We start from the raw sequence: 14639 nt of genomic DNA on the forward strand, positions 1-14639 counted from the left end.
TTTCTACCAATCTTCGTGCATTGGTCCGTGACGCTGCCGGTAACGTCATCACCGCGGCGACGGTCACGTTCACGGCGCCGACGACAGGGGCACGGGGAACATTCGCCGGAGGCCTCTCAACGATAAATGTTGCTACCGATACCAACGGCATTGCAACGGCAACCGTTCTTACCGCTAACACTATTGCCGGGTCGTACAACGTCACGGCCTCTGTTGTTGGCGTTGCAACTCCTGCAACATACGCGCTAACGAACACGCCCGGGCCGCCCCGACAGATTACTGCAACCGCCGGAACGCCGCAAAGCACGCAAATTGCCACAGCGTTTCCGGTGAACTTTCAAGCAACGGTCAGGGATACGTTTGGAAATCTTTTGAGCGGTGTTATCGTAACCTTCACGGCGCCATCGAGCGGCCCGTCGGGCACGTTTGCGGGAGGTGTAAACACATCTACAACAAATGTCAGTGGGGTCGCGACCGCTGCGGTTTTCAGTGCCAATATCATTGCGGGGTCGTATCAGTTGACTGCGACTGCGCCGGGCATTACTACTCCGGCTGGGTTTGCGCTGACCAACTTGCCCGGAGCGCCAACTTCTGTAACAGCTACTGCGGGGACTCCGCAATCTGCACAAGTCGGTACAGCCTTTGCCACAAACCTGACGGCGCTTGTCCGGGATGGTGCCAGCAATCCCGTACCCGGCATTCTCGTTACATTCAAGAAACCGGCAACGGGTGCAAGCGGAACTTTTGCCGGGGGAATTGATACGGTAAGAACGGATGCAAACGGTGTTGCGGTTGCACCCGTTTTTACGGCCAACCTTATTGCGGGAAGCTATAACGATAGCGCGGTTGTCGCGGGAGTGGCAGCCCCGGCTATCTATCAACTCACAAATACATCCGGGCCGCCCGGAAACATTACTGTAGTCGCGGGTACACCCCAATCTACTGTCGTGAACACGGCTTTTGCGACAAGTCTGCAAGTTCTCGTCAGAGATGCGGTCGGAAATCCGGTGAACAACGTTACTGTAACTTTCACTGCACCGTCAACAGGCCCGAGCGGCAAATTCGGCGGTCTGCGGGTTGTTACGGCACCGACGAATGTCAGCGGTATTGCCACGGCGCCTACATTCACCGCCGACACGCTGGCAGGTTCCTATCAGGTAACGGCCTCGGCTCCTGATGTTACGACGCCGGCTTTGTTCCTGATGACGAATAATCCGGGAGTTGCATCCCGCATTCTTGCTACAGCGGGAACACCCCAGAGTGCGCAAATAGGAACTGCCTTTGCAACGAACTTCAGAGTCCGCGTCACTGATGCATTTGACAACCCCATCGGCGGTAATCTTGTCACGTTCACGCCGCCTGCTACCGGCCCGAGCGGAGCCTTTCAAGGAAATGTCAATACAACCACAACCGATTCTACCGGTGCAGCGACAGCGGCGGTCTTTATAGCTAATTTCATTACCGGAACATACAACCTGCCGGCTACCGCAACAGGAGTTGCAACTCCCGCGCAATTTGTTCTGACCAATACAGCAGGTGCTCCTGCGACAATCAGCTCTATAGCCGGGACTCCACAAAGCACACGTGTGAATACGCAGTTTGCTGCAAATCTCCAGGCAATTGTGAGAGATGGCGCAGGGAATCCGGCTGCCGGCATATCGGTGACATTCACGGCACCGGTTTCCGGGGCAAGTGCCAGGTTCTCAAACGGACTGACGACATTCACAACAACGTCATCCGCTGCAGGCATTGCTTCGGCGACGGTATTTGCCAACACGATTGTAGGAAGCTATCCTGTTAATGCCACAGTATCAGGAGTGGCATCTCCTGCAATATTCTCGTTGACAAATACACCGGGAATCGCTGCAAGTGTTTCTGCAACTGCAGGCACACCGCAATCAACGACAGTCAATACGGCATTCCCTGTACAATTCCAGGCAACGGTAAGGGATTCCTTCAACAACATTGTGCCTGGAGTTCTCGTGACATTCTCGGGCACGGGCGGGTCATTTGTTGGCGGGATTGATACCGCTCGAACGAATCCAAGCGGCGTAGCAACGGCTGCTGTTTTTGTTGCAGGAACAGTTGCAGGCCCGCATACAGTAAACGCGAGCGTTTCCGGTGTGACTGCAACAGCGTCGTATGCGCTGACGAATCTTGCAGGTTCGCCGGAAAGCGTGTTTGCGACAGCAGGAACTCCGCAAAGTACTCAAGTGAATACGGCATTTGCAACGCAACTCGCGGTCGCTGTCCGGGATTCGTTCAACAATCCTGTTCCGAACGTGATTGTGACGTTCACCGTGCCACTTACCGGACCGAGCGGAGTGTTTGCAGGAGGAGTCAATATTGCGACAACAAACAGCTCCGGTGTTGCCATTGCACCGGTTCTGACGGCGAACAGTACTGCAGGACAGTATATGGTCACCGCGTCAGTACCGGGCGTCTCGTCGCCTGCACAGTTTTTCCTGACGAATGTTCCGGGACAAGCAGCGAGTATTATTCCGACGGCGGGAACGCCCCAAAGTGCCCAGGTCAATACGCCCTTCGCAACGAACTTCAGAGTTCTCGTCAGAGACGCATCGGGAAATCCTGTGAGAAATGTGACTGTTACATTCACCGTTCCCTCTTCCGGTCCGGGCGGAATGTTTGGGGGAGGCGGGAACTTCACGACGGACTCGAATGGCGTCGTGACAGCGCCACAATTTACCGCCAACACAACGGCGGGAAGATATACGGTGAACGCAACCGTGGCAGGAGTTCCAACTGCGGCACAATTCCAATTGACAAACACGCCCGGTGTTGCGAATTCTGTTATTCTTGCCGGCGGCTCAGGACAATCCACAACTGTCGGGACGGTTTTTCCGGTTCCGCTCCAGGCATTAGTGAGGGATAACTGGAACAATCCGGTTCCGGGAATACTTGTTACGTTCACATCACCTTCCACCGGTCCGTCATGTAACTTCGCCGGCTTTGCGATCGGCACGGCAACAACTGATACGAACGGCATCGCGAGCATTATTGCGATTGCGAACCAATCTGCCGGATCGTACAATGTTGTCGCTACAGTTTCCGGAATCTCAACCCCTGCAAACTTCTCGTTGTTAAATACTGCTGCAGCGCCCGCAACTATCATTGCAATAGCAGGCACCCCGCAAAGCGCGCAAGTCGGGACGGTGTTTTCAACAAATCTACAGGCTCTTGTGCGTGACGGATTCAGCAATCCTGTTCCGAATTCGCTTGTCCAGTTCACTCGCCCGGCGACGGGGCCGAGCGGAACATTCGAAAATAACATTGACACGGTCAGAACGAATTCGGGTGGGATGGCGACAGCACGGCCGTTCATGGCAAACCTTATTGCGGGCGGTCCGTACACGGTCAATGCGAGTGTTGCAGGAGTCACTGACTCAGCTTCGTATCTGTTGACAAACCTTACCGGCCCGCCGGGGAGCATCACCATCTTGCAGGGAACTCCGCAGATTACAACTGTGGGCACGGCATTCCCAGTGCAGTTCAGGGTGCAAGTCAGGGATTCGGCAAACAATCCTGTAGTAAACACGCCCGTCACATTCTTCCCGCCGCAGGGAGGAGTTGGGGGGTCCTTCCAGGGGACGGGCGGCGGACCGATTGATGTTCCGACTGATCAAAACGGAATTTCCGAAGCTCCGGTGTTCATTGCCAATACCATCGCAGGAAGTTATTCTGTCGGCGCTTCTGCTCCGAGTGTCTCATCGCCTGCAACCTTCCAGATGACCAACAGGCCCGGGGCACCGAAGAGACTATATTCGGTAGCCGGGACTCCTCAGTCGGCCCAGATAAGTACCGCATTTGCTACCAACTTCCAGGCCGCGGTCGAGGATACATTTGCTAATATGGTTCCGAATGTTCTGGTGAAGTGGACCCAACCTTCGAGCGGGCCGAGCGGTTCATTTTCAGGTGGCAGGGATACCGCAAGAACGCTCGCGAACGGGATTGCCACGGCCCCGGTTTTTGTTGCGAACATTATCGCAGGAACCTATACTGTACGCGCAACAACCGCGGGGGTTGTCGATACGGCGAACTACTCCTTGAGAAACACACCGGGCGCCCCCGCGACGATATCGGTATTTCAGGGCAGCGGCCAATCAACAATCGTCAATACATCATTCGGCAGCACACTTCAAGCCCTTGTTACCGACGGGGCTGGCAATGGTGTGGGAGGCGTTTTGGTTCAGTTTTCTGTTCCTCTGACGGGGCCCAGTTGCGTGTTTCAAAACGGAATTGACACGGTCAGAACCCAGGAAAACGGCATAGCTAATTCACAACCGTTCTCGGCGAACTCCGTGGCGGGAACCTACTTTGTCTCCGCAAGTGCGCCGGGCGTATCCCAGCCCGCACAGTTTACTCTCACGAATCGGCCAACTGTTCCCGCAACAATTGTAGCAACTGCGGGAACACCTCAGTCTGCCCAAGTGAATACGAACTTTACAACGCCGTTCAGGGCCGTCGTTCGCGATTCATTTGCCAACCCCATCTCAAGCTGGCGTGTTACCTTCATTGCTCCGTCGTCAGGTCCTGGGGGAAGTTTTCAAGGCGGGGGAAATCAATGGATGACAAATGACAGCGGCGTCGTGACTGCGAATACCTTTACGGCAAATGGCAACGCAGGGTCGTACGTTGTGCAGGCATTTGCGGAAAATCTCAGTGCAACGGCCAACTACAATCTAACCAATACACCGGGACAAGCCGGAAACGTGACAGTGGTTGCAGGCAACCAGCAGTCGGCAGTGGTAAACACGCTGTTTTCTCTCCCGCTCAGTGTAAGGGTCACGGATGGTTCCGGGAATCCGGTTGGTGGTGTAAGCGTTACGTTCACGGCCCCGGCAACCGGGCCAAGCGGCACGTTCCCGGGCAGTACACTATCTCGGATTGTGCAAACAGACACCGGCGGCATCGCCCGGGCGGATTCGTTCAGGGCAAACACTATTTCGGGATCGTACGATGTGAATGCAACCGTACAGGGGCTTTCGGGTACGGGAACCTTTACATTGTCGAACACCGTGGGCCCGCTCAATGCTTTTGTTGTTGAAGCGGCAGGTGGTGGTAACATCCCCGCACAGCTTACCAGGGTTCCGTTTTCGGTTCGGATCAGCGCCAAGGATGCGTTCAACAATACCGTAGCTGCCTTTACGGGGACTGTTACAATCACCTCGAACGGCAGACTTTTTTCGGGAGGCGGAGTAACTTCGACGTTCTCAAACGGACAACTTACGCATCAGATTGTGATGGATAAAGCGGGAAGCGGTATTACCATAACGGCTACCCGAACCTCGGGCGGAACGCAAACCGGGACCAGTAACGCATTCCAGGTCAATAACCCTGTACCGACTCTTGCAACTGTGAGCCCTTCAACCGTGAGCCTGCTTGAGACTATCGTGTTGGTTTTGCGGGGAACGGGCTTTATCGATACCGTCACGACTGTAAACGTGGGAACGGGAATCACCATCAACTCGGTGGTCGTGGATAGCTTGACCCAATTGCGTGCGAACGTTACAATTACATCCAGCGCGACAACGGGCGAGCGAAACATCACGATCAGCAACGGGGCACCAGGCGGCGGCACGTCGAATCAAGTTGCGCTTATGGTGGATATGCCGATTCCACCTGCACCGACATTATCCGGAGGACCGGCCGACTCAAGTATGAATGTTCCGACAACGGTGACCCTTGCATGGTCTCAAGCTCCTCTGGCGACCAATTATCATTTACAGGTTTCAACTGTTGCGACGTTTACAACCACGGTGTTCAACGACACGACACTGACTGCAACCTCCAGAACGCTTGGTCCGCCAACGATTCAGGACGGCCCGAACGGTACGAAATACTACTGGCGTGTTCGTGCAAAGAATTCAAGAGGGTTTGGGCCATTTTCTTCCGCGAAATCGTTTACCACTCTGCCGGCGTATCCTCAGGCATACACTCTTACGACCACCGTAGTGTATCCTGATCGGCCGACTCAGGGTGACTATCTCCCGACAGACTATCGCATTGTCGGTTTGCCGGGCGACGGATTGAGAGGCGGGATCACAATTCCGCAACTCCTTCCCGGTACACAGCATAGTGATTGGATTGTGTATCGTGACAACGGTGCCGACCAGAACTACTTTGAACCATATGATGCAAGCCCGTCGTTCTCGCTCGCCCCGGGAAGGGCATTCTGGGTTCTGAAGAAAGGCGTCTGGTCTATCACGAGTGTCTCCGTGCCTACCGCAACACTGAATACGCAGAATCAGAGTGTTCAGATCGGGTTACAGAACGGATGGAATCTCATTACAAATCCCTATACGGTGACAATTCCGTGGACTGTTGTGCGTGCGGCAAACGGCAATTTCTCGGACAAGCTCTTTGCGTTCAACGGTGCATTCATGGAGTCGGAATTCTTGCCGTACGGCGGGTATTACTTCTTCAACAGCGGAAGTCTTACCTCATTGCGAATTCCGTTTGGCAACTATTCATCCGTGGGAAAATCCGGAGAGAGCGGAAAACAAGGCGAATGGAAAATCGGGGTGGTATACAGCGCGGGAGGATTTACGGACAACACCTTGGTATTTGGCATACTATCCGACTCGCGGCCCGGATTGGATTCGCTGGAATACCGAAAGCCGCGGGCTTTCGACGGCATACCGACCGCCTTCTTTAATCGCCCCGAATGGGATGCCCGTTACAGCATGTTTGCATCGGATTTCCGCCCAGAAGTGGAACGGCTCGAAACCTGGACCTTCAACGTACGAGCAAAACTGCACGAGGCAGTCACGCTCCGCTTTAACGGAATCGGAGATGTGCCGGAGGCTCTGAATGTCTATCTGATTGACCGGCAGAGGGCCCGGTACGCTGACCTTCGGAAAGAACCGGGTTATACTGTGCCGCTCCCGACCGGCAGTGCTGAGCTGGAAATTGCCGTAGGAACGGAAGAAGCAATACGCGAAGTATTGAGTTCGATCATTCCGAAGGAGTTTGCCTTGGGCAATAATTTCCCTAATCCATTCAATCCGGTAACCACAATCCCGATTGCTCTCCCGCATACTGCAGATGTGACGTTGAAGATTTACAATACGCTGGGGCAGGAAGTCCGGACTGTATTTTCGGGAACGCTGGAAGCAGGCAGGTATTTCTACACTTGGGACGGCAGGAATGAATCCGGTAGCACTGTTGCAAGCGGTATCTATTTCACCCGATTCCGCGCATTGAATGGTCCAACCTTCACGGGCAAAATGATTTTGATAAAGTAACGATAGGAGAGTACGATGTCATATCTCGTTCATCATAGAATTTTGCGCAGTCTGCTGGCGACTCTTTTCCTCATCTACACGGTGCAGATTACGACGGTAGCCCAAGAGGAAGACGGGCCTGTTTCGAACATTCGTCCGGAGAAGCAAGGAAGGGTCAACGTGTTTCTTGAGTACGATCTTGCCGGGTCTCCGAGCGACGTGTACACTGTAACGCTGACAATCAGGTTGCATTCTGACACAAGTTACTCGTACACTCCGATTAATGTCATCGGCGATATTGGAGCGAATATCCGCCCCGGGAAGAACAAGCGGATCAGTTGGAGAATTTCAGACGAGTATGTTTCGGCGTACGATGATGTGAATGACATCCGCTTCGTTATCAGCGCAATTCCTGCGGAGTCCGAGGGAGGAAACAGCGGATTGTACATTGCTGGCGGAGCGGTCGTTGCCGGGCTGACGCTGGCAATCATCCTGCTTTCCTCAAAGAAGGACGACGACGCGGGGAAAACGAATGTTTTTCCTCAGCCGCCGGGGCGTCCTTGAATCCACGGAGGGGATTTGGTATATTTTGCCAAGCCTCCATTCACTATTTCAGGTTTAAGAAGGGGTGCTCTGATGAGTGCCCTTTCTTTTTGCCCTCGAGAATTCGGAAACTACTCTAAACCTAATCGTATGCGTCTCAGCAAAGCATTCATCCCCACCGTAAAAGAAATTCCCAACGACGCCATAATCCCGAGTCACCAATTGATGATTCGTGCCGGAATGGTTCGCCTGCTCGCGGCCGGCATTTATTCGTGGCTGCCGCTCGGCTACAAAGTGATGAAGAAGGTATGTGAAATCGTCCGGGAAGAAATGGACGCCATCGGCGGGCAGGAGTTTCATCTGCCGGCGTTGAATCCGATCGAACTGTGGGACGAGACGGGACGCGTGAAAGCCTTTGGCGACAATCTCTTTCACGTTAAGAACAGGCCTCTGGTTCTTGCCCCGACGCATGAAGAGGTGATTTGCTGGATTGCAAAGAACCATGTCGAGTCGTACAAAGACATGCCGCAAATCTGGTATCAGATTCAGACGAAATTCAGGAATGAGCCAAGGCCAAGATCCGGTGTTCTTCGCGGCCGCCAGTTTCTGATGAAAGACAGCTATACACTCGATGCAACGTGGGACGGCCTCGATAAGGGGTACGATCTGCACGCCGAGGCATACAAAAAAATCTTCACGCGCTGCGGACTGAAGTTCTTCATTGTCGGCGCGTCGAGCGGTGCAATGGGGGGGAGCGGCTCACAGGAGTTCATGCTCGAATCGGATTCGGGTGAAGACACGATTGCGCTCGCCGAGGATAACAGCTACGCCGCGAATCTTGAGATTGCTACCTCTGTCGTCACGAAAGCCGTCCGCCACGCTGAAAGCAAACCGCTTGACGAAATCCCCACACCCAACGTCAAAACTATCGACGAATTGGCGGCGTTTCTCAAAGTTGATCACAGTGTACTTGCGAAGTCAGTCGTGTATTGGGCAGACAAAACCCCTGTGCTCGTCCTTTTGATGGGAAATGATGAACTGAATGAATCGAAACTGACGTCGGTGATGGGGACCGACGTACGCCCCATCGAGGCGGAAAGCTTGTTTGGATTGACGGGTGCTGACGGCGGTTCTATCGGCCCGGTGGGACTGAAAGGGTTCAAGGTCATTGCCGACAAGCGGCTTGAAGGTGCCAACGGACTCATCAGCGGAGCCAACCGGAACGATTACCATTTGAAGAATATCGACCTGCAGCGTGACTGCAAGATCGACGGTTACTACGACCTGCGAACCGTGCAGGCGGGCGAAACCGCCCCGAACGGTACCGCCAAGCTCCGTATAGTTCGAGGAATCGAGTTGGGCCATATCTTCAAACTCGGAACAAAATACTCCGATTCTCTGAAAGCAACCTATCTGGACGAGAGAGGAGAGGCGAAGCCAATCATCATGGGAAGCTACGGGATCGGCATCGAGCGGATTATCGCATGTCATATCGAGCAGAATCATGATGCGAACGGCATTATTTGGGACAAGTCCATAGCGCCCTATCTCGTGCATATCGTGGCGGTGAATGTGAAAAACAAGGAGGTTGTTGAGAGGGCGGAGCATCTGTACAACGAGCTACTCGGAGCAGGGATTGATACACTGTATGACGACCGACCGACCACTCCGGGCTTCAAATTCAAGGATGCCGACTTACTCGGTATGCCTCTTCAGGTTATTGTTGGCGAAAAAAATCTCGCCAACAGCAAGATCGAGGTGAAGATCCGGAAATCAGGGGAAAGAATTCTGGTTGACGTTGATCAATCTTTTGCGAAGGTGAAAGAACTTCTGATATAACATTTAACATCTTGATTATTAAGGGAATACGGCCTCCTTATCAATCAACATCGAGACCTGTTTTTCTCTGCAAAAGTTGTTCATAACTTACCCTTGATTTCTCCATTTCGGTGACTAAATTGAAACTCCCGCGTTGAAGGAAAAGTGATTAAGAATTGGGAGTGTTATCTATGCCAGAATACGTCCATCTTCATAATCATACTCACTACAGTTTGCTTGACGGCGCTTTGAAAGTCGATGAGCTTGTCAAGGCCGCTGTTGCTAACAAAATGCACGCAGTCGGACTTACCGATCATGGCGTGATGTTTGGCGCTTTGGAATTTTACAAAAAGGCTCAAAAAGCAGGTATCAAGCCAATTATCGGTTGCGAGGTGTACATCGTAACCAAAGGGAGCCGATTCGAGAAAACCACGCAAGCGACGGAATCGGGCGGCAAGCGGGGGGCGTACCACCACATGATTCTGCTCGCAAAAGACGCCGCCGGCTACAAGAATCTCACCAAACTCTGTACAATTGGGCATACCGAAGGGTTCTACTACAAGCCCCGTATCGATACTGAGGTGCTCCGGCAATACAGCGCCGGATTAATCGCAACATCGGCGTGTGCCGGAGGAGTTGTGGGAGCACAGCTTGCAAATGGTGAAGACAAGGAAGCTTATGAAATCGCCGAGCTTCTCAAGGATATTTTTGGAGACGATTTCTACATCGAAATCCAGAACCACGGGATCAAGCGGGAGGCGATTATCAGGGAGAAGGCCCCAAAGCTTGCCAAAGATTTGGGTCTCAAGCTCATCTGCTCGAATGATGTTCACTATCTCAAGCAGGAACACGCCATCGCTCACAACATCATGCTGTTAATTCCCGATTCGAGCAGCACGACGACACATGACTATACGCAACTCCGGTATCAGACGGATCAAGTCTACTTCAAATCAGCACAAGAAATGATCGAGCTGTTCAGGGAATATCCTGAAGCTCTGAGCTCAACGATGGAGGTAGTGGAGAAGTGCAATCTTGAGCTTGATCTCAAGACCAACCACATGCCGCAGTTCCCGATTCCTTCCGAGGCCGGCGTTACAACGCTGGATGATTATTTCGAACACCTTTCCCGAGAAGGTTTCAACAGGCGGTATCCGGAAGCGGGGGAAGATTTGCAGCGTAGACTTGCACACGAAATAGCAGTAATCCGCAAGATGGAGTATGCAGGGTATTTCCTGATTGTGCAGGATTTCATCGCAGCCGCCCGGCGGATGGGGGTTTTTGTCGGGCCGGGCCGCGGCAGTGCCGCAGGCAGCATTGTTGCTTACTCGTTGGGGATCACCAACGTCGATCCGATCAAGTACGATTTGCTGTTCGAGCGATTCCTCAATCCGGACAGGCAAAGCATGCCTGACATTGACATTGATTTCTCGGATACAAAACGGGAGAAGGTGATTGAGTATGTTCGCGAGAAGTACGGCGAGAATTCCGTTTCTCAAATCATCACCTTCGGCACCCTTTCGTCCCGAGCCGTTCTCAAGGATGTCGGCAGGGTACTTGGCGTTCCTCTCAGCACGATTGATTCGATAACGAAGCAGATTCCCGTAGAATTAGGGAAAGTCAGGCCGCTGGCCCAAGCACTCGAAACGATTCCGGATCTGAAATGGGTGAAGGACAGCACGGATCCGAAAATCAAGACGTTGATTGACGCCTCTCTTGTTCTTGAAGGAATGAACCGGGGAGCAGGCATGCATGCCGCAGGAGTAGTGATTGCTCCCGGCAACATTAGCGACTATGTGCCGCTGTTCAAGACCCCTCAAACGGAAGTCATGACGCAGTACAACATGAAAGATCTTGAGGCAGCCGGACTTCTCAAGATGGATTTTCTCGGCTTGCGGACACTTTCTGTGCTTGAGAATGCGCTTGCGATGATTAAGCGTAATCATCACGTTGATATAGATTTAGATGCCATTCCGGAAGACGATCCGAAGACATTCGATCTGTTCGCTCGAGCTGCAACTATTGCCGTGTTTCAATTCGAAAGTTCAGGCATGCAGGATTGGCTGCGCAAGCTGAAACCCACGAGTATCAGCGATCTCGTTGCCATGAACGCCCTATACCGTCCCGGCCCCATGGAGATGATCGGGGACTTCATCGAGCGAAAGCACGGCCGCCAGGAGATCAGTTACATGCACCCGAAGATGCACTCGATCCTGAAAGAGACGTACGGGATCATCGTCTATCAGGAGCAGGTGATGAAGATTGCAACGGAGATCGCAGGATTTACCCTTGCAAAAGCCGATCTCATGCGCCGGGCAATGGGCAAGAAGAACAAAGAGGAGATGGCAAAGCTGAAAATTGAGTTCATCGAAGGCGCTGTTGCACTTGGAATCCAGAAGAAACTTGCCGGCGAGATTTTCGACTTGATTGAGAAGTTTGCGTCGTACGGGTTCAACAAATCACATAGCGTGGCATACTCGGTTGTTGCGTACCAAACCGCTTACCTGAAAGCGAATTACCCTGCCGAATATATGGCGGCGACATTGTCGTCAGAAATTGGCGATACCGACAAAATCGTCGGCCTGATTGACGATTGCCGCAGATTAGGTATCGAAGTCCTTCCGCCGGATGTCAATGAGTCGGGGATTGATTTTCAGGTCGTCAACGGTGCCATCCGTTTTGGGCTATGTGCTATCAAAGGAGTCGGCGAGAATGCCATTCAGTCCGTTATCAAAGCAAGAGAGGAACAAGGGAAGTTCGAGAATCTTTTTGATTTTTGCCGCCGTGTAGATCTTCGTCTTGTGAACAAGAAATGCCTTGAAAGTCTTGTGCAGGCCGGCGCATTCGACTCGATGGAGGGGCATCGGGCACAGTATTTTGAGAATCTTGAGCGGGTCGCAAACTTCGGCAGCGCATATCAGGAACAAAGTCTGAGCGGGCAATCGAGCCTGTTTGATTCAGGTCCGAAGGAGCAGCAGAGGATCTCCTATCCCGTACTGCCCGCCGTTGCCGCATGGACTGACCATGACAAACTGATGCGCGAGAAGAATGTTCTCGGTTTCTTCGTTTCGGGCCATCCGCTTCTAAAATACGAGCAGGAGGTGAACGAATTTGCGAATGTTCAACTTGGCAACCCGGGCAACTTCAAAAACGGCTCAACGGCACGGGCGTGCGGCATTGTGACGCAAGTTCGTAAACGAATTGACAAGCGCGGAAACACGATGGCCTTTGTTACAATCGAAGACTTTACAGGTCGTGCGGACCTGATTGTGTTCTCGGATCCGTTTGCAAAGTTCCAGCACTATCTTCAACCGGACTCGATGATAATGGTGACGGGAAAGGGAGAAGCAAACGGTGATGCGCTGAAGATTGTTGTGCAGGAAGTCTTTCCGATGGAGAAGGTGAGGGAAAAGTTCACAAGAAGTATAGTTCTCTCCATCAATATCAACGATATTAAGGAAAACACAATCGTTGAATTGCGAAAACTCATCGAACAGAATCAAGGGAACTGTACCTGCTACTTTGACGTTTTCTATTCCGATCAACACATGAAATATCATACGAAGAAATACACCATTGAGCCATCCGATGAATTCTTGACAGAAGTAAAGAAGATTCTCGGACCGCAGAGTGTACGATTAGCAAGCTAAACCAATCACAATTACCCGAAGGGGGAACAGGAGGCAGATGAAACCGATTGAAATTACCGATGCAAATTTTCAGCAGGAAGTGATGAATTCCGATAAGCCCGTTCTGATTGATTTCTGGGCTGTGTGGTGCGGGCCGTGCAAGATGGTTGCCCCGGTTGTCGAAGAATTGGCGAAGGAGTACGATGGCAAACTCAAGGTCGGCAAGGTGGATGTTGACAACAATCCGCAGGTATCGATGCAGTTCGGTATTCGGAGCATCCCCACGCTGATGGTATTCAAAGGCGGGAAAGTTGTCGAGCAAATCATCGGCGCAGTGCCGAAGCGGAATGTGGTGGAGAAGCTGCTGCCGCACGTAAGCATGAACTGATTGCTTGAGGTAATCAGTCAAAGCCCGGTCTTGTTGAAGGATCGGGCTTTCCTTTTGCCAACCATTTCTTCATAGAAAATCGAGGAGATTCATCATGCTTCATGCGAGGTTTCGTTTCTTCGGGAGATGGCTCGCCTTCTGCGCCGTTTTGTTGGTGAACGTTTCGTGCAACAACCCGAACGGCGGGTCTGGCACATCCGATTCAGAATGGCTGAAGGGTAACGCGGAAGAAAAATTCGAAGCGATAGCCCGGCATCTTCGCGGGTTTGACATGGCAATGGTTGAGACCGGACATCGCTATGCCGAGTTGTACTGGGCGGGTCGTGACAACAACTGGCAATATGCGAAGTATCAGATCCAAAAACTTCGTCTCGCTGTCGAGAATGGACTCGAACGGCGTCCCAAACGTGCCGAATCGGCGAAGACGTTTCTGACCTTTGTAATACCCGAAGTGGAGCAGGCTGTAGACCAACAAGACTCTGCACTCTTTTGGAATCGTTTTGGAGCTCTGACTTCTACTTGCAATGCGTGTCACGCGGCGGAGAATGTTGCGTTCATCAATGTTGCACCACCGGCAGTTCGGCTTTCCCCCGTGCAGCAACAGGAAGAACATCACAACAGAAATGAAGGAGAGACCGGATGAGTATACTCATTCTCATTAATGATGCACCTTACGGAACCGAGAAGGCTTACAACGGCTTGCGATTAGCAATGGCCATTCAGAAGGATCACACCGCAGTGCAAGTGAATGTCTTTTTAATGGCGGACGCCGTTGCTTGTGCCTTACCAAACCAGTCCACGGCTCAAGGCTATTACAATACCGAGCGGATGCTCAAATCGGTTCTCAGCAAGGGGGGAAAGGTCAAAGCATGCGGAACTTGTGCTGATGCAAGGGGAGTCCGGAATCTGCCGCTCATTGAAGGCATTGAGATGAGCAATATGGCCGAGCTTGCCCAGTGGTCGGTTGACGCGGACAAAGTATTCACTTTCTGACTTGAACTGGTCTGGAGTACAATC

General features: G+C 52.4%; 7 protein-coding genes. All 7 read left to right on the forward strand.

Translation table 11 applies throughout. From position 1 onward, the window contains the following. Positions 1-20 precede the first annotated feature (20 nt). The 7 genes from KF749_11060 (at position 21) to KF749_11090 (ending at position 14615) form a co-directional block, all read left to right on the forward strand. The gene (locus KF749_11060) at positions 21-7265 is read left to right on the forward strand and encodes an Ig-like domain-containing protein (protein MBX2991692.1); all 7245 of its coding nucleotides are present in this window, start codon (positions 21-23) and stop codon (positions 7263-7265) included. A gap of 15 nt (positions 7266-7280) precedes the next feature. After that, a complete protein-coding gene (locus KF749_11065; protein ID MBX2991693.1) occupies positions 7281-7808 on the forward strand; it encodes a hypothetical protein in 528 nt (175 codons plus the stop codon). 129 nt (positions 7809-7937) lie between these two features. Next, the gene (locus tag KF749_11070; GenBank protein ID MBX2991694.1) at positions 7938-9626 is read left to right on the forward strand and encodes a proline--tRNA ligase; all 1689 of its coding nucleotides are present in this window, start codon (positions 7938-7940) and stop codon (positions 9624-9626) included. Between the two features lie 170 nt (positions 9627-9796). Next, a complete protein-coding gene (dnaE, locus tag KF749_11075; GenBank protein ID MBX2991695.1) occupies positions 9797-13255 on the forward strand; it encodes a DNA polymerase III subunit alpha in 3459 nt (1152 codons plus the stop codon). A 37-nt stretch (positions 13256-13292) separates the two neighbouring features. After that, positions 13293-13622, forward strand: coding sequence for a thioredoxin (gene trxA / locus KF749_11080; GenBank protein MBX2991696.1), 330 nt, complete (start codon positions 13293-13295; stop codon positions 13620-13622). Between the two features lie 94 nt (positions 13623-13716). Beyond that, positions 13717-14265, forward strand: coding sequence for a hypothetical protein (locus KF749_11085; protein ID MBX2991697.1), 549 nt, complete (start codon positions 13717-13719; stop codon positions 14263-14265). Further along, positions 14262-14615 (forward strand): DsrE family protein, encoded by a 354-nt coding sequence (locus KF749_11090; protein MBX2991698.1) that lies wholly within the window; start codon positions 14262-14264, stop codon positions 14613-14615. The genes KF749_11085 and KF749_11090 overlap by 4 nt, the downstream gene beginning before the upstream one ends. Positions 14616-14639: the final 24 nt, after the last annotated feature.

It is taken from the genome of Bacteroidota bacterium (assembly GCA_019637975.1).
Lineage (GTDB): Bacteria > Bacteroidota > Ignavibacteria > UBA10030 > UBA6906 > CAADGV01.

What these genes read in the sequence shown, in the direction of transcription:
- KF749_11065 (MBX2991693.1), top strand. Translation starts at nt 7,281, where the DNA reads ATGTCATATCTCGTTCATCATAGAATTTTGCGCAGTCTGCTGGCGACT.
- KF749_11070 (MBX2991694.1), top strand. Translation starts at nt 7,938, where the DNA reads ATGCGTCTCAGCAAAGCATTCATCCCCACCGTAAAAGAAATTCCCAAC.
- dnaE (MBX2991695.1), top strand. Translation starts at nt 9,797, where the DNA reads ATGCCAGAATACGTCCATCTTCATAATCATACTCACTACAGTTTGCTT.
- trxA (MBX2991696.1), top strand. Translation starts at nt 13,293, where the DNA reads ATGAAACCGATTGAAATTACCGATGCAAATTTTCAGCAGGAAGTGATG.
- KF749_11085 (MBX2991697.1), top strand. Translation starts at nt 13,717, where the DNA reads ATGCTTCATGCGAGGTTTCGTTTCTTCGGGAGATGGCTCGCCTTCTGC.
- KF749_11090 (MBX2991698.1), top strand. Translation starts at nt 14,262, where the DNA reads ATGAGTATACTCATTCTCATTAATGATGCACCTTACGGAACCGAGAAG.